Annotated in this window: 14 protein-coding genes; 12 read left to right on the top strand and 2 right to left on the bottom strand. The window is 75.5% G+C overall.

Annotated elements, in window-relative coordinates; genetic code table 11:
* Nucleotides 1–255 precede the first annotated feature (255 nt).
* The 12 genes from ACFYMP_RS07765 (at nt 256) to ACFYMP_RS07820 (ending at nt 14,036) form a co-directional block, all read left to right on the top strand.
* The gene (locus ACFYMP_RS07765; protein ID WP_388852115.1) at nt 256–567 is read left to right on the top strand and encodes a hypothetical protein; all 312 of its coding nucleotides are present in this window, start codon (nt 256–258) and stop codon (nt 565–567) included.
* A 393-nt stretch (nt 568–960) separates the two neighbouring features.
* Nucleotides 961–2,001, top strand: a complete 1,041-nt coding sequence (locus ACFYMP_RS07770; RefSeq protein ID WP_388852118.1) for a LacI family DNA-binding transcriptional regulator — start codon at nt 961–963, stop codon at nt 1,999–2,001.
* A complete protein-coding gene (locus ACFYMP_RS07775; RefSeq protein WP_388852121.1) occupies nt 1,998–2,963 on the top strand; it encodes a carbohydrate ABC transporter permease in 966 nt (321 codons plus the stop codon). Before ACFYMP_RS07770 ends, ACFYMP_RS07775 begins: the two co-directional genes overlap by 4 nt.
* An 89-nt stretch (nt 2,964–3,052) precedes the next feature.
* Nucleotides 3,053–3,850: a carbohydrate ABC transporter permease gene (locus ACFYMP_RS07780; RefSeq protein ID WP_388852320.1), complete on the top strand. Its 798-nt coding sequence runs from the start codon at nt 3,053–3,055 to the stop codon at nt 3,848–3,850.
* The gene (locus tag ACFYMP_RS07785; protein WP_388852125.1) at nt 3,850–5,169 is read left to right on the top strand and encodes an ABC transporter substrate-binding protein; all 1,320 of its coding nucleotides are present in this window, start codon (nt 3,850–3,852) and stop codon (nt 5,167–5,169) included. The genes ACFYMP_RS07780 and ACFYMP_RS07785 overlap by 1 nt, the downstream gene beginning before the upstream one ends.
* 92 nt (nt 5,170–5,261) lie before the next feature.
* Nucleotides 5,262–6,488, top strand: coding sequence for an ADP-ribosylglycohydrolase family protein (locus ACFYMP_RS07790; RefSeq protein ID WP_388852128.1), 1,227 nt, complete (start codon nt 5,262–5,264; stop codon nt 6,486–6,488).
* Nucleotides 6,485–8,110 carry an ADP-ribosylglycohydrolase family protein gene (locus ACFYMP_RS07795; protein ID WP_388852131.1) on the top strand — a complete coding sequence of 542 codons (1,626 nt, stop codon included), beginning with the start codon at nt 6,485–6,487 and terminating at the stop codon, nt 8,108–8,110. The genes ACFYMP_RS07790 and ACFYMP_RS07795 overlap by 4 nt, the downstream gene beginning before the upstream one ends.
* Entirely contained in the window at nt 8,107–9,252 is a 1,146-nt protein-coding gene (locus tag ACFYMP_RS07800; protein ID WP_388852134.1) for an ADP-ribosylglycohydrolase family protein, read from the top strand. Before ACFYMP_RS07795 ends, ACFYMP_RS07800 begins: the two co-directional genes overlap by 4 nt.
* A complete protein-coding gene (locus tag ACFYMP_RS07805; RefSeq protein ID WP_388852137.1) occupies nt 9,249–10,841 on the top strand; it encodes an ADP-ribosylglycohydrolase family protein in 1,593 nt (530 codons plus the stop codon). The genes ACFYMP_RS07800 and ACFYMP_RS07805 overlap by 4 nt, the downstream gene beginning before the upstream one ends.
* Entirely contained in the window at nt 10,838–11,785 is a 948-nt protein-coding gene (gene rbsK / locus ACFYMP_RS07810) for a ribokinase (RefSeq protein ID WP_388852140.1), read from the top strand. The genes ACFYMP_RS07805 and rbsK overlap by 4 nt, the downstream gene beginning before the upstream one ends.
* Nucleotides 11,786–11,847: 62 nt before the next feature.
* On the top strand, nt 11,848–13,122 hold the full coding sequence (locus ACFYMP_RS07815) for a CaiB/BaiF CoA transferase family protein (protein WP_388852143.1): 1,275 nt from the start codon (nt 11,848–11,850) through the stop codon (nt 13,120–13,122).
* 11 nt (nt 13,123–13,133) lie between these two features.
* Nucleotides 13,134–14,036, top strand: coding sequence for an HpcH/HpaI aldolase/citrate lyase family protein (locus tag ACFYMP_RS07820; protein ID WP_388852323.1), 903 nt, complete (start codon nt 13,134–13,136; stop codon nt 14,034–14,036).
* Between the two features lie 42 nt (nt 14,037–14,078).
* On the opposite strand, the gene ACFYMP_RS07825 is transcribed toward ACFYMP_RS07820, so the two are convergent.
* Nucleotides 14,079–14,945, bottom strand: a complete 867-nt coding sequence (locus tag ACFYMP_RS07825; protein ID WP_388852146.1) for a hypothetical protein — start codon at nt 14,943–14,945, stop codon at nt 14,079–14,081.
* A 322-nt stretch (nt 14,946–15,267) separates the two neighbouring features.
* Complete coding sequence (locus ACFYMP_RS07830) at nt 15,268–16,488, bottom strand: acetyl-CoA C-acetyltransferase (protein WP_388852149.1); 1,221 nt, start codon at nt 16,486–16,488, stop codon at nt 15,268–15,270.
* Nucleotides 16,489–16,580: the final 92 nt, after the last annotated feature.

Below are 16,580 nucleotides of genomic sequence, written 5' to 3' on the forward strand. Positions count from 1 at the left end.
GTGCTCGTCGCGCAGCCGGCTCACCTTCCGCCCGAACCGTCCTGGCGACGGTCCCCCGTCCAGGGCCGGCGGCCAGTCGGGCACCTCGCGGCCGGCGCGTCCGGGGACGCGGGCGGGCAGGTCGCGGTGGGTCCCCTCGGGGAACGGTCGCGGCACCGGGGCCTGAGCAAGGCCGGCGGGGCCGGGCCCTCCCGGCACGGTGCCGCGGGCTCGCGTCGTTGGCGAGGGTCGCGGGGCGGCGCGTAGGGTCGCGGGGTGCTTGATACGACACCGTTCACCTCCGCCGCGGACCGTTTCGCCGACCGGCTGCGCGCCGCCCCGCAGAGCAGGCTCCAGCGCGGGGCCGCCGCCGAGGCGCTCGAACTCGCCCGTGCGCTGTCCGCCCGCGCCCAGCACCTGGAGGACCCGGCGGCCGAGGTCCGGGTCATGCCGGACGCGGGCATGTTCGCCGTAGCCGACCAGCTCGTCGTCGCCGCCCACGATCTCGCCGAGGTGCTGCGCCAGCCCGCCGAGGTCGTCGAGGCCGCCGCCCTCGTCGAGGAGGCACAGCAGCGCGCCGGGATCTGACCCGCCACGGCCGGTCGGTTGTGGTCGCGCGTCGCGGCTTCTCGCCGGCTGTGGCCACACGCTGCGGCTACTCGCCGGCCGCGGCGCCACGCTGCGGCTTCCCGCCCGCCCGGCGCCCTTCGCACGCCCCGCCCGCCCCGCGCCCTTCACGCGCCCCGCGCACCCCCGCACGGAGCCCGTACCCCCCGCACCTCGCGCCCCCGCGCACTCGCGTCCCCGCGCTCCCGTACGCCCACCCGCACCGCCCCCACCACGAGTGACGCGGGCCACAATTGGTTGACGTCACACCGTCGGCGTCCGCAACATGGCCGAAACAAACCTCCCGTCCGGGCCTCCTCGGGGCCGGGGCTGTAAACGTTTTCAGCAGGGTGTCATGTCAGCAAAGGGGCGACGATGACGGGATCAACCAGTCCGCCGACCGTGGAGACGATCGCCCGGCGCGCGGGTGTGTCGATCGCCTCGGTCTCCCGGGTCCTGAACGGGCTCGGGGCACGGCCCGACACCGTGCGGCGGGTGGAGCGGGCGGCCGCCGAACTCGGTTACGTGCCCAACGCGGTGGCGCGCTCGCTCAAGGGCGGCCGCACCCGGCAGCTCACCTTCGCGATGCAGGACATCGGCAACCCGGCGTACGTCTCGATGGTCCGGGAGATCCAGGCGGTCACGAAGCCGCTCGGCTACCGGCTGCTGCTGCACTCCACGGACGCGGTGGCCGAGGACGAGCTGAGCGTCGTGCGCAGCCTCGCCGACCGGACCAGCGACGGGCTGATCCTGTGCCCGATCCGGGTCACCGAGGAGCATCTGGCCGCGCTGCGCGAGGCGACCCGCCCGATCGTCGTGATCGGAACGCTGCCCGAGGGCACCGCCGTGGACAGCGTGCGCGCCGACTCGGTGTCCGGCGCGGTGCTCGCCGTGCGCCATCTGCTGGAGGGCGGGCGGCGCCGTATCGGCTTCGTCAACGGGCCCGCCGACACCGTGCCCGGCGCGAGCCGGCTGCTCGGCTACCGCAAGGCGCTCGCCGGGGCGGGGCGCGAGCCGGAGCCCGCGCTCGTCGAGACGACCGAGTTCGGCATCGAGGCGGGGGCCGCCGCCGCCCACCGGCTGCTGGCCGCCGATCCCTCGGTCGACGCGATCTTCTGCGCCAACGACCAGCTCGCCCTGGGTGCCGCCCACGCCGCGCACGACCGGGGGCTCGACATCCCCGGTGACCTCGCGGTGGTCGGCATGGACGACAGCGAGCTGGCGCGGGCGAGCTGGCCGCTGCTGACCAGCGTCGACCTGGGCTCCGCCGAGCGCGGCCGGATCGCCGCCGGGATGCTCGTGTCCCGGCTGGAGGGCGGTGAGGCCCCGCCGGGCGGCCCGGTGCGCTGCGAGACGGTGGCGCCCCGGCTGGTCGTACGGGGCTCCTCGGCGCCCGTTCCCGGCGGCGCGGCGTGAGCGCGCGGCCCGGCTCGCGGCCCACGCGCCGCACCGGTACCGGTGCGGGGCTCGCGCCGCCCCGGACGCCCGCCGCGCGGCGGCGCGTGCTCGGCCTGGACCGGGACGGCTGGTTCCTGCTGCTGCCCGCGCTCATACCGATCCTCGTGCTGAGCGTGGGGCCGCTGCTGTACGGGGTGTCGCTCGCGTTCACCGACGCGCAGTCCGGCAGCGCGCGCGGCACCTCGGTGACGGGGCTGGACAACTTCGCGGACCTGCGGCTGGACTCGCTGTTCTGGGACTCCTTCCGGATCGGGCTGGTCTGGGCGGTGTGTGTGACCGTGCTCCAGTTCCTCATGTCGCTGGGGCTCGCGCTGCTGCTCAACCAGAACCTGCGGCTGCGCTGGCTGGCGCGGACCCTGGCGCTCGTGCCGTGGGCGATGCCGGAGGTCGTCATCGGCATCATGTGGCGGCTCGTCTACAACCCGGACGCGGGCATCCTCAACAGCACGCTGCGCGATCTGCACCTGATCTCCGCCAACGTCGACTGGCTCTCCGACCTGTCGCTCGCGCTGCCCGCCGTCATCGCCGTCGGGGTGTGGGCGGGCATGCCGCAGACCACCGTCGTCCTGCTCGCCGGTCTCCAGAACGTGCCGCTGGAACTGCACGAGGCGGCCTCGCTGGACGGGGCGGGGCTGTGGCGCCGCTTCCGCACGGTGACCTGGCCGGCCCTGAAACCGGTCGTGCTGTCGATCACCGCGCTCAACTTCATCTGGAACTTCAACTCCTTCGGGCTGGTCTACGTCCTGACCGGCGGCGGGCCCGGCGGCGCGACCCGGCTGCCCATGCTCTTCGCCTACGACGAGGCCTTCCGCTACGGCCAGTTCGGCTACGCGGCGGCCATGGGCCTCGTGATGGTCGCGGTCGTCGCCGTCATCCTCACCGTCTTCCTGCGCAACCGACTGAAGGGGGACGACCAGTGAGCGACTCCCGGCACACCACCACCCGTTCCGCGCGAGGGGCGGGGGCCCGGCCCTCCGCGCGGCGCCTCGCGGGCCGTTCGGGGCAGTACCTGGCCCTCGTCTGCTATCTGGTGTTCCTCGGGTTCCCGCTGCTGTGGCTGCTGTCCACGGCGTTCAAGTCCCCGCAGGAACTCGGCTCGGTGGACCCGACGTGGCTGCCCAGGCACCCCACGCTCGACAACTTCCGCGCGGCGCTCGACCAGCAGCCACTCGTGCGCTCGGGGTTCAACAGCCTGATCGTCGCGGGCGTCGCGGCCCTGGTCTCGGTGACGGTGGCGGTACCCGCCGCCTACGTCATGGTGCGCTACCGGTCGCTGATCGGCCGCGTCGGCACCGGCTGGGTCCTGGTCAGCCAGATGTTCCCGTTCGTCCTCATCATCATCCCGCTGTTCCTCGTACTGAAGAACGTGCGGCTGATCGACTCGCTGCCCGGCCTGATCGTCGTCTACGTGGTGTGGAACCTGCCCTTCGCGCTGTGGATGCTCCAGGGCTACGTCAAGGCGGTGCCCGCCTCCCTGGAGGAGGCCGCGGCGATGGACGGCGCCGGCCGGCTGCGCACCCTGCGCAGCGTCGTGCTGCCGCTGCTGACGCCCGGCCTGGTGGCGACCCTCATGTTCTCCTTCGTGACCGCGTGGAACGAGTTCTTCTTCGCGCTGGTCCTGCTCAAGTCACCGGAGAAACAGACGATGTCCGTGATCCTGACCCACTTCCTCGGGGCGGAGGGCGCCGCCGACCTCGGCCCGCTCGCCGCCGCCTCCGTCCTCGCGACCGTGCCCAGCCTGCTGTTCTTCGCCTTCCTCCAGCGGCGCCTGGTGGGCGGCATGATGAACGGGGCGGTGAAGGGCTGATGCGCCGGCGCGCCTTCCTCGGCGCGGCGGCCGCCACCGCCGCCACCGCCGCCTCCACGTCCCTGCTCACCGCCTGCGGCTCCGGCGGGGACGGCGGCCCTCCCACGCTCGACTTCCTGTCCCTGGCCTGGCAGAAGGAGTCGGTCGCCGCCAACAAGGCGCTCGTCGCGCAGTGGAACCGGGGGCGGCCCGCCGTCCGGGTCCGCTACGTGCAGGGCTCCTGGACCAACGTCCACGACCAGCTCCTCACCTCCTTCGAGGGCGGGGCGGCGCCCGACATCATCCACGACGAGGCGAGCGACCTCACCGACTTCGGCTCCGGCGGCGACCTCGCCGACCTCACCGGCCTGCTCCCCGCGGACCTGCGGCGCCGCATACCCGCGGCCTCCTGGGACACCGCGCGCTTCAACGGCGGGCTCTACGGTGTGCCCTTCCTCCAGGAGCCGCGCGTCCTGATCGCCAACCGGCCGCTGCTGGAGAAGGCCGGTATCCGCCTGCCCACCGTCGAACACCCGTGGACCTGGCAGGAGTTCGAGGACGTCGCGAAGGAGCTGACCCGCCGGCGCTCCGGCACCGGCAGCCGCTACGGGGTGGCCTGGGCGATGAAGGAACCCGTCAGCCAGACCCTCAACATGGCGCTCAGCACCGGCGGAAGGATCATCCACCGGGACGGGGAGCGCACCGAGGTCCGCTTCGAGGCCGCCGACTCCGCCGTCGCCGAACTCATCAGACGACAGGTGCACACCGACCGCACCGCCCCCTCCAGCGGGCTCGGCATGGGCGGTGGCGACACCCTGCCCGGCTTCTTCGCCGGTCACTACGCGATGCTGCCGCTCGGCTTCTCCTACCGCCAGCAGGTGGGCCAGCAGGCCCCCGACGGCTTCGACTGGGTGACGCTGCCGCTGCCCGTGGGACGCGGCGCGCCCGACGGCGGCCGGGCCCAGGGCGTCAGCCCGCAGACCCTGTCCGTCGCGCGGTCCTGCGCCCACAAGGAGGCGGCCGTCGAGTTCATCGCCTTCCTCACCCGGACGAAGGAACTCGCCCGCCTCGCGCGCGGCGACTGGCTCCTGCCGACCGGCACCGCCGCCCTGCGCGACCCGCTCCTGAACACCGCGAAGGACGGCTGGAGCACCGGCGTCGAGGTCGCGGAACACCTCACCGCCTCACCCGCGCTCGGCGTACGCGGCTATCCCGAGTGGATGGACAAGATCGCCACCCCCGCCCTCCAGCGGTACTACAGCGGGGCGATCGGGCTCGACGAACTGCGGACCAAGCTCGTGCGCGACGGCAATCGCGTCTTCGACCGCTACCACCGATGACCGCCACCCGTTGGGCAGGCACGGGCACCCGCTCCCCGCCCCGCCCGGACACCCGGCACCGCCCCGCACCACGCACCAGGAAACGGCACAGCATGAGCGCACCGACCGCCTCACCCCCTCCGCCCGGCCGCCCGCCCGGCCCCCCGCCACCCGGCGGCACGGGACGGCCCGCCCCGGCCCCCGGCAGCCCCCGCGACTTCGCGCGCGGCGCGCTCACCGGCCTCGCGGTCGGCGACGCCCTCGGCGCGCCCGCCGAGAACATGAAGCCCTCCCAGATCCGCCAACGCTGGGGGCGCATCGAGGACTTCGTCACCGACGACCCCGCCGGTACCGACGACACCGAGTACGCGATCCTCTCCGGGCTGCTGCTCGCCGAGTACGGAGCCGCGCTCACCACCGCCGACGTCGAGGCCGCGTGGCACCACTGGATCGCGGACCGCGACGAAGGGCCCTTCCGGGGCGCCGGGTTCAGCGAGCGCGGCACCCTGGAGAACCTGCGGCGCGGACTCGCCGCGCCGATCACCGCGCAGCACCGGCACGCCTGGAGCGACGGGCTCGCGATGCGCGCCGCCCCCTTCGGCGTGTTCGCCGCCGGACGGCCCGCCGAGGCCGCCAGGCTCGTCGCCATCGACGGCACCGTCAGCCACGACGGCGAGGGCATCTACGGCGGTCAGGCCGCCGCCGCCGGGGTCGCGGCGGCCATGGTGGGCGGCGGCAGCGCGGCCGTCGTCACCGCCGCGCTCTCCGTCATCCCCGAGGACTCCTGGACGGCGCGCTCCCTGCGCCGCGCCGTCACCACGGCGGGCCGCGCCCGGCTCGACACCTCGATGAGCCGGCTGGAGCGGGAACGCGCGGTGCGCTCCGCCGTCGTCATCGGCGGCTACCCCTGGACGGACCTCGCGCCCGAGGCGATCGGCCTCGCCTTCGGCGCGTTCGCCCTCGCCGACGGCGACTTCAGCGGCGCGGTCCTGACGGCCGTCAACATGGGCCGGGACGCCGACACCACCGCCGCCCTGGCCGGGGCGCTCGCGGGGGCCCTCGCCGGATACGCGGCGATCCCCGGCGCCTGGACCCGGGCGGTCAAACCGGTGCGCGGCAGCTGCCTGCCCGCCATGGCCGGCTACCACGTACGCGACATCGCCGACCTCCTCGTACCCGACGGGGACGGGGACCGCGCCGACCGCGACCGCGTCGAGACCCTGGAACGCGCCCGGCTGCGCGCCGCCGGACCCCCGGCCGCCCCGCCGCGCCCCCGGCGCGCCGCGGCCGCCTCCCGGGAGGCCCGCACCATCGAGGAAGAAGGACGGGCCGCGTCATGACGATCCGCACCACCTCCGCCCGCACCCCCGGCGCCGGCGGGGAGCCGCGCCCCGCCGCCTCGGGGGAGCGCGGCCCCGTCCTGGACGAGGCCGCGCGTGAGGACCCCGCCGCCGCACGCGGCCCCGTGCCGCACGCCGGTCCGGACGGGGGCCGCGCGCCCGCTCCCGGCACCCCCGTCACCGGGCAGCGCACCCCTCGCGAGGGCCGCACCCCCCGCGAGGGCACCGGCGGGGACGCGGGGAGCAAGGAGGGCGCCGGGACAACGGGAGCCACGGGAGACGCCGGAGCTACGGGAGACGCCGGGGCCACGGGAGCCACCGGAGAGGCCGGGACCGTGAAAGACACCGGGGCCGCCGGGGCCACGAAAGCCACCGGTACCACGGCGGACACCGGGGCCACCGCCCCTCCCGGCCTCGAACCGCGCCGCGTCGAGGGCCTGTTGCTCGGGCTCGCGGCGGGGGACGCCGCCGGGTGGCCCGCCGCCCGGCACCGGGCCGCGCGGATGCCCGAGTGGACCCGCAGGCTCACCCGGGAACTCGACACCTTCGCCGAGCAGAACGCGACGACGACCCTGCCCGTGCCCATCGCCCTCAACCAGCCCCCCGAGCCCCTGCGGCTGGGCCCCTCCGACGACGCCGAGTGGGCCGCGTTCACCGCCGACTCGATCCTCGCCTCGCACGCGACGCTGCTCAGCGACCTGAGCAAGGACCGCCGGGTGCGCGCGGCCGTCGACCTGTCGTGGATCTCGCTCGCGGCGGAGATCTCCGCCGCCGCGGCCCGCGCCCCCGAGGTCGAGTCGGCCGTCATACCGCTGCGCGCCCGGATCTCGGTACGCGCCGGGCTCGGCAACCTCGCCGCGGGGCTGCGCCCGCCGGCCACCGGGCACGACAACCCGCACTACTTCGACGACGCGGCCTGCACCCGGGCCTGCGTGCTCGCCGTCGTCCACCCCGGGGACCCGGCCGCCGCCGCCGACCTCGCCGAGTACGACGCGCGCTACACCCAGGACGGCGACGGGGTGCTCGGCGCGCGCGCGATGGCCGCCGCCGTGTCCCTGGCCCTCGCCGGTCACCCCGCCGCCGCCTGCGTCGAGGCGGCGCTGCGGGAACTGCCCGAGGGTTCGGAGATCGGCCGCAACGCCCGCCACGCGGTCGCGCTCGCCCGTACCGCCACCGAGCGGGAACCGGGCGGGCCAGGCCACGCCTTCGGGCTGGTGCCCGTGCTGGAACACCAGATCATCGACCACGTCTACAGCTACGGCATCGCCGCCGCCGAGACCGTGCCCGTCGCCCTCGCCCTGGTCCTCGCCGCCGGCGGGGCGCCCGGTGAGGCCGTCCCCGCCGCAGCCTGCCTGTCCCGGGTGGCGGACTCCGCGCCCGCCCTGGCCGGGGCGCTGGCCGGGGCGCTCAGCGGCGCCGAGTCCCTGCCGCGCGCCTGGCGGGACGCCTGCCGCACCCTCGCGGGCTGTGCCCTGCCCCGGCAGACCGGGACCGACCTCGTCGCCCTGGCGAGCGCGCTCGCCGCGACCGGCCCGGCCGCGGAGGCCGCCGCCGGGAGCGCGGGCGGGGAGCTCAGCGAACACGTCAGCGAAACCGTCACGGAAGGACCCCACCTCTCATGAAGCTCACGCTGGAGGACCGCGTCGCCGGCTGCCTGGTCGGCGCCGCCGTGGGCGACGCGCTCGGCGGCCCCGTGGAGGGCTGGACCCCCGAGCAGATCGCGGAACGCCACGGCGGCCGGGTCGAGGGCATCGTCGGACCGTTCTACGAGGACTGGCGCACCGCGCGGCCCATCGCGCCGTACCACAAGGGCGACGGGCACGTCACCGACGACACCCTCATGACACACGCCCTGGTACGGGTCTACGCGAAGGTCCGCGACCACCTCGACGCCTACAGCGTCGCCGACCACCTCGTGCCCGACCTCATCGGCACCCCGCGCTGGATTCCCGAGCTGGAGGCGGAGGCGCTCCCCTTGCAGCGCGTGTTCCTCGCGGAGAAGTGGATCGTGGCGCGGCTGCACTACGGGCACGTCGACCCGCGCGAGGCGGGCGTCGGCAACATCGTCAACTGCGGGGCGGCGATGTACATGGCGCCCGTCGGCGTCGTCAACGCCGGTAATCCGGCCGCCGCCTACGCGGAGGCGCTGGAGGTGGCCGCCCCGCACCAGTCCTCGTACGGCCGGGAGGCGGCCGGGGTGTTCGCCGCCGCCGTGGCCGCGGCTTTCCGGCCGGACGCCACCCCGGACTCCGTCGTCGGCGCGGCCCTGGACCTCGCGAAGGACGGCACGCGCGCCGCGATAGAGGCGGTGTGCGAGGTGGCCGGCCGGTACGAGGACTTCGAGCGGGCCCTCGTCCCGCTGCGGGAGGCCGTCGCGCCCTTCGACACGGTGGGCCCGCACTACCGGCAGCCCTCGCTCGGCGCGCGCAGGCCCTCGCGGCTGCACGCCATCGAGGAACTGCCCGTCGCGCTCGGCATGCTGCTCGTGGGCGGCGGCGACTTCCGGCGCAGTGTGCTCGGCTCCGTCAACTACGGCCGGGACTGCGACTCGATCGCGACGATGAGCGGCGCCCTGGCCGGGGTGCTCCACGGGGCCGAGGGCGTCCCCGCGCAGTGGAGCGAGGAGGTCGCGCGGGCCAGCCGGCTCGACCTGCTCGCGCCCGCCGCCGAACTCGCCGCCGTCACCCGCGAGGTCTTCGACCGGGACCTGGCCCGCAGGCGCGCCCACGAGACGGCCTTCACCGAGCTGGCGGGGCAGCGATGACGACGAGCACCGGGGGCGGGGCGGGCACCGGCCCCGGCACGGAGCCGCGTACCGGGCCCGGCGCGGAGCCGCGTACCGGCCCCGGCACGGCCCCGCGCACCGGCCCTGCCACGGACCCGCCCACCGGCCCCGGCGCGGGCCCCGCCCTGCGCGTGACCTGGGTCCAGCCCGAGGACCTGCTCGGGCACGAGCTGCGGCAGGCCGCGCAGGACGGGCGCGACCCGGCGGCCCTCGCCCGCGTCGAGCGGCGCTGGCTCGCCGCCGGGGGCCATCTCGCGCCGGAGCGAGCGGGCGCCTCGCCCGGCCCCGCCGCCCCCGGGCTGCGTGCCCTCGCACACACCCTCCTCGACGAACTCGACGGGCTGTCCGCGCCCCCCGCCGCCGGAGCCGACGAGCCGTCCGGTCTCGCGGCCGTACGCGCCGCGGCGAGCGCCCGCCCGCGTCCGGACGGCCCGCCGCCCGGGGCCGCCGACGGGCTCACCGCCCGCCTGGAGGCGGCCTGGCTGGGCCGCGCGGCGGGCTGCGTGCTCGGCAAACCGGTCGAGAAGCTGCCGCTCGCCGGGATCAGGGAGCTGGCCGCCGCGACCGGCAACTGGCCGCTGCGCACGTGGTTCACGGAGGCCGGGCTGGACGCGGCGACGGCGGCCCGCTGGCCGTGGAACCGCCGCAGCCGCCCCACCTCCCTCGCCGAGAACATCGACGGGGCGCCCGAGGACGACGACCTCAACTACCCGCTGCTCGGGCTGCTCCTGCTGGAGCGGTACGGCCACGGCTTCACCACCGCCGACGTCGCGCGGCTGTGGCTGGACGAACTCCCCGCGGGCCGTACCTTCACCGCGGAACGGGTCGCCTACCGCAACCTCCTGGACGGGGTCGAGCCCCCGGCGACGGGCGCGCTGCGCAACCCGTTCCGCGAGTGGATCGGCGCGCTCATCCGCGCCGACGTCTTCGGCTGGACCCACCCCGGGGACCCGTACGCGGCGGCGGGGCAGGCGTGGCGCGACGCGGTCCTCAGCCACACCGCGAACGGCGTGTACGGCGCGATGTTCGCCGCCGCGACGGTGGCCGAGGCGGCCGGCGGACGCGCGGACGTCCACGGGGCGCTCGCGGCGGGACTCTCCGTCGTGCCCGCGCGCTCCCGGCTGGCGCGCGCGGTGCGCTTCGGTATCGAGGCGGCCCGCGCCGAACCCACCGGCGGCGCCGAGGGCTTCGCGTCCGTCGTGGACCGGCTGCACGCCGAGTACGGCGACCACCACTGGGTGCACGTCCTGCCCAACGCGGCCCTGCTCGCCGCCGGACTCACGCACGCCGACGGGGACTTCGAGGGCTCCGTGTGCCGGGTCGTGTCCGGCGGCTGGGACACCGACTCCAACGGGGCGACCGCCGGTTCGGTGACCGGCCTGCTCGCGGGCGGACCCCGGGCGCTCCCCGAGCGGTGGACCGCCCCGCTGCGCAACCGCCTCGCCACGACCGTGGCCGGGCTCGACGGAATCGGCTTCGACGCACTGGCCGCCCGCACCGCCGCGCTCGCGGTGACCGGGGCCCCGGCCGGTACCGGAACAGGAACAGGAAAGGGCGGCACGCCATGACCGAGGCCGACAACCCGGCCCGCGCGGGCGGGGGTTCGCCGGGCACCGCCCGGATCACGGTGCTCGGCAGCACCAACATGGACCTCGTGGCCTATACGCGGGTCGCGCCGGAGCGCGGGGAGACGGTGACGGGCCACACCTTCCGTACCGTCCCCGGCGGCAAGGGCGCCAACCAGGCCGTCGCGGCGGCCCGCGCGGGCGGCGCGGTGTCGCTGATCGGCGCGGTCGGCGAGGACGACTTCGGCGGCGAACTGCGCTCCGTGCTCGCCGGCGCGGGCGTGGCCACGGACCGGCTGCGTACGGTCCCGGGGCCCAGCGGCACCGCGCACATCGTCGTGGACGACGCGGGGGAGAACTCGATCGTCGTCGTGCCCGGCGCGAACGGCACCGTGACCTCGCTCGTCGACGGCGACGAGGAGACGATCGCCGCGTCCGGAGCGCTCCTGCTCCAGCTCGAACTGCCCTGCGCGGCGGTCCTGGACGGGGCGCGGGCCGGCCGCAGGCACGGCGTGCGCACCGTCCTCACCCCGGCGCCCGCCCAGCCGCTGCCCGACGAACTACTCAACGTCATCGACCTGCTGGTGCCCAACGAGCACGAGGCGGCGACGCTCACCGGCCTCCCCGACGCGCACGCGGCCGCGCGCGCCCTGCTCGACGCCGTGCCCGAGGTGGTCGTCACCCTCGGCGCCCGGGGCTGCCTGCACGCCCGGCGCGGCGCGAAACCCCTACTCGTCCCCGCCTACCGCACCCGCGCGGTCGACACGACGGCGGCCGGGGACACCTTCGTCGGCGCCCTCGCGGTCGCGCTCGGCGAGGGCGTCCCCACGCGGCGCGCGCTCTCCTGGGCGCAGGCCGCCTCCGCGCTGTCCGTGCAACGGGCCGGGGCCTCCTCGTCGATGCCCGCCCGCGCGGACGTCGAGGCGCTGGCCGCCACGTCCCCCTGACCGCCCCCACCGCGCAAGGCCCCACCGCCGGGCACCAGTTCAGAGGCTTTGGAGGACCGCCCATGCACGACCCCCGTACGCAGGAACCCGACCCCGGCACGCGCGAACCCGGCCCCGCCCCCGGCACGCGGCGGACCGCGACGGCGCCGGGACCCGGGCCGCTCGACGGGCTGCGCGTCCTGGACCTCGCGACGCTCTTCGCCGGACCGCTCGCGGCCACCATGCTCGGCGACTTCGGCGCCGAGGTCACGAAGATCGAGCACCCCACGAAGCCGGACCCCTCGCGCGGCCACGGCCCCAGCAAGGACGGGGTGGGCCTGTGGTGGAAGCACCTGGGCCGCAACAAGCGCAACCTGACGCTGAACCTGTCCACCGAGGGCGGGCGCGAGGTGCTGCTGCGGCTCGTCGCCCGCGCCGACGTCGTCATCGAGAACTTCCGCCCCGGCACGCTGGAGAAGTGGGGCCTGGGCTGGGCGGAGCTGTCGGCGGTCAACCCGCGGCTGGTCCTGGCCCGCGTCACCGGCTTCGGCCAGTTCGGGCCCTACTCCGCGCGCCCCGGCTTCGGCACGCTCGCCGAGGCGATGAGCGGCTTCGCCGCGACCACCGGGGAGCCGGACGGCCCGCCGACCCTCCCGCCCTTCGGCCTCGCCGACTCGGTCGCCGCGCTGGCCACGGCGTACGCGGTGATGACGGCCCTCGCCGGACGGGACCGCACCGGGCACGGACAGGTCGTCGACCTGGCCATCATCGAGCCGATGCTCGCGGTGCTCGGCCCGCAGACGATCTGGTACGACCAGCTCGGCTACGTCCAGCCCAGGACCGGCAACCGCTCCACCAACAACGCGCCGCGCAACACCTACCGCACCGCCGACGGCAAGTGGCTCGCGGTCTCGACCTCCGCGCAGTCGGTGGCCGAGCGGGTGGTGCGGCTCGTGGGCCGGCCCGAGTTCGCCGAGGAGCCCTGGTTCGCGACGGGCGCGGGCCGCGCCCAGCACGCCGACGCCCTCGACGAGGCCGTGGGCGGCTGGATCGCCCGCCACGACCGGGCCGAGGTGGTCGCCGCCTTCGAGCGGGCACAGGCGGCGGTCGCCCCGGTGTACGACGTGCGGGACGTCGTGGCCGACCCCCAGTACCGGGCGCTGGACACCATCACGACCGTCGAGGACGAGGAGCTGGGGCCGGTCCGTATGCAGAACGTCCTCTTCCGGCTCTCCGGGACACCCGGCGCCGTCAAGTGGGCGGGCCGGCCGCACGGCGCCGACACCGAGCAGATCCTCGGGGAACTCGGCCTGGACGAGGCGGAGATCACCGCCCTGCGGGAAGGCGGTGCGCTGTGAGCACCGGTTCCGTGACCAGTCCGCCGCCCGCCTCCGCCGGCACCGCCGACGAGCCCGTCCTCACCTGGCTGTACGCCCCCGGGGACCGGCCCGAGGTGGTCGCCAAGGCGCTGCGCTCGGGCGCCGACGTCGTCCTGGTCGACCTGGAGGACGCCGTCGCCCCCGACCGCAAGGGGTACGCGCGTTCCGCGACCGCCGAGCTGCTGTCCGCGCCCCACCCGGGCCCGGCCGCCGTGCACGTACGCGTCAACGCGCTGTCCGGCCCGTTCGCCCGCGCGGACCTGGAGGCGCTGTCCGGACTGCCGGGCCTGGCCGGCCTGCGCCTGCCGAAGACCGAGTGGCCGCGCGAGGTCCTGGACGTCGTACGGCTGCTGGGGGAGCGGGAGGAGGCGGGCGCGGCCGCGGCGGTGCCCGGACTGTACCCGCTGCTGGAGTCGGCGCTCGGCATCGAGAACGCCTACGCCGTGGCGAGCGCCGATCCGGCGGTACGCGGGATCGCGCTCGGCGAGGCCGATCTGCGCGCCGACCTCGGGATGCGTGACGAGGCCGCGCTGGGCTGGCCGAGGGCCCGCGCCGTCGTGGCGGCCCGCGCGGCGGGGCTCGCGCCGCCCGCGCAGTCGGTGTACCCGCACGTGCGCGACGCCGAGGGGCTCGCGGCCTCGTGCGTACGGGGGCGGTCGCTGGGTTTCCTCGGCCGGACCGCGATCCACCCGCGTCAACTGCCGGTGATCGAGCGGTGCTACCTGCCGACGCCCCAGGAGGTCGAGGCGGCCCGGGAGACCCTGGCCGCCGCCGGACGGGAGGCCGGGGCGCTGGCTCTGCCCGACGGGCGTTTCGTGGACGCGGCGGTGGTCGCGGGCGCCCGCCGCACCCTCACGCTCGCGGAACGGGCCCGCTCACCCCGGCACGGATGAGGCGCGGGGCCCCTCGGGGCCGGCGGGCCACGAGAGCGGGGCTCAGACGGAGGCGATGACGCGGTCGGCGAGCAGGTAGACGTTCTCCTCGCCGCAGCCGAAGGTCAGCGCGAAGGCGCCGGACACCCCGGAGCCGCCCAGCAGGAAGGGCTCCCGCCCCTCGCGCACCGCCGCCGCGAGCAGCTCGGCCGTCTCCCGGTGCCCCGGGGTGGTGCACAGCGTCGTGCCGTCCTCGAAGACGTACACGTCGAGGGTGCCGAGCGGACCCGGGCGTACGTCGGACAGCGTCGTGCGGTCGGCGGCCAGCTGTTCCAGGCGCGCCACCGTCAGGTCGTGGTCGCCGATCGGCGAGGGCTGCGAGGGGACGAAGTCCGGGTGCGAGGGGTGACGCCTGCGGGCCGCCGCCAGCTCGGGGGAGTCGGCGGGGAACCCGCGGTCCTGGGCCTCGCCCCCGGACACCGCGTCGGGGTCCGCGAGGTCGTACTCGTAGGCGAGGGACGCCTCGCCCGCTCCGCCCGGCTCGCCCAGTTCGCCGAAGAGGCCGTCGGCCCCGGCCGTCTCGCTTCCGCGCGGCCCGAACAGCTCCTCGCCGAGCCCGGCCACCCCGCCCAGCAGGGACGGCGCGTCGGAGGCGTCCCGCGCCTCCTGCGCGGCCCAGAACGCGCGCGCCTCGGCGAGTTCGCGCTCCCGCTCCTCAGCGAGGGCGTCGGCGACCGCCGCGCGTATGGCATCGGTGTCGGCACGGGCCGCGGGCACCGCGAGGCGGGCCGCGGGCCGCCCGTGCGCGGCCAGTTCGGACCGCAGCGCGGCGATCTCACGACGGAGGACGTGCACGACGCGGAGGGCGACGACACCGACCGCGACGGCGGTGGCCGTGACGATCAACAGGGCAAGAGGCAAGGCGCTCACTGTCGTTACTCCTGATTCCGACGAGACCCCCGAACTTCTACAACAGCTTGAGCCCTGAACGCCTGACCTGTCAGTGCGTAACGTCACCATTTGGGAGGTTTTTTCCGGCTGGATGTTGACCCTTCAACCTCGCTGACCTGGGCAAACGAAACTCCCCCGGGATTTAGATCACATCCCGGGGGAGATCGGGTCACGAATTGATCAGACGGCGCCGGGTGGCGGGACGCTCACGCTGGGTGGCGCAAGAGGGGCGCTCCGCCCCGACTCGGCCGCGCGTCCTTCTCTCCGCGTTCCGCTTCGGTCGCGCCGAGGGGTGGGTGCCTCAGCTCAGCCGCTCGACGACCATCGCCATGCCCTGTCCGCCGCCCACGCACATCGTCTCCAGGCCGAACTGCTTGTCGTGGAACTGGAGGCTGTTGATCAGGGTGCCGGTGATCCGCGCGCCCGTCATGCCGAAGGGGTGGCCGACCGCGATCGCGCCGCCGTTGACGTTCAGGCGGTCCAGGTCGATGCCGAGGTCGCGGTACGAGGGGATGACCTGCGCCGCGAACGCCTCGTTGATCTCGACCAGATCGATGTCCCCGACGCTCAGGCCCGCGCGGCTCAGCGCCTGCTTCGACGCCTCGACCGGGCCGAGGCCCATGATCTCCGGGGACAGCCCCGAGACACCGGTCGACACGATGCGGGCCAGCGGCGTCAGGCCCAGCTCACGCGCCTTCGTGTCGCTCATGACGACGAGCGCGGCCGCCCCGTCGTTGAGCGGGCAGCAGTTGCCGGCCGTGACGTAGCCGTCCGGGCGGAACACCGGCTTCAGGCCCTCCACGCCCTCCAGGGTGACCCCCGCGCGCGGACCGTCGTCCTTGCTCACGACCGTGCCGTCCGGCGTCGTGACCGGGGTGATCTCGCGCTCCCAGAAGCCCTTCGCGATGGCCTGCTCGGCGAGGTTCTGCGAACGCACCCCGAACTCGTCCATGTCCCGGCGCGTCACCCCCTTGAGTCGCGCCAGGTTCTCCGCCGTCTGGCCCATCGCGATGTACGGGTCGGGGAAGAGGCCGTCCTCGCGCGGGTCGTGCCAGCTGTCGGCGCCCTCCTCGGCGACCTTCGCGGTCCGCGCCTGTGCCTCCGCGAACACCGGGTTCTGCGTGTCCGGCAGGCTGTCGGAGTTCCCCTTCGCGAACCGGGACACCATCTCCACACCCGCCGAGATGAAGACGTCGCCCTCGCCCGCCTTGATCGCGTGGAAGGCCATGCGGGAGGTCTGGAGCGAGGACGAGCAGTAGCGCGTGACGGTACAGCCCGGCAGATGGTCCATGCCCATCCGTACGGCCACGATCCGGCCCAGGTTGAAGCCCTGCTCGCCGCCCGGCAGGCCGCAGCCGAGCATCAGGTCGTCGATGTCGCGCGGGTCCAGCTCCGGCACCTTGTCGAGCGCGGCCTTGATGATGGTCGCGGTCAGGTCGTCCGGACGCAGATCCTTGAGGGAACCCTTGAAGGCACGGCCGATGGGGGACCGGGCGGCAGAGACGATCACGGCTTCGGGCATCACGGCTCCTGTCGGAGAAACAGTCGGGCCCTGGTGAAGTTACCGGTCGGTTGGCTCGCGGTCATCAGGCGCGGGTTGTGACGCGTCACGCA

This window comes from Streptomyces sp. NPDC007088 (assembly GCF_042869355.1).
In the GTDB taxonomy this organism is placed as follows: Bacteria; Actinomycetota; Actinomycetes; order Streptomycetales; family Streptomycetaceae; genus Streptomyces.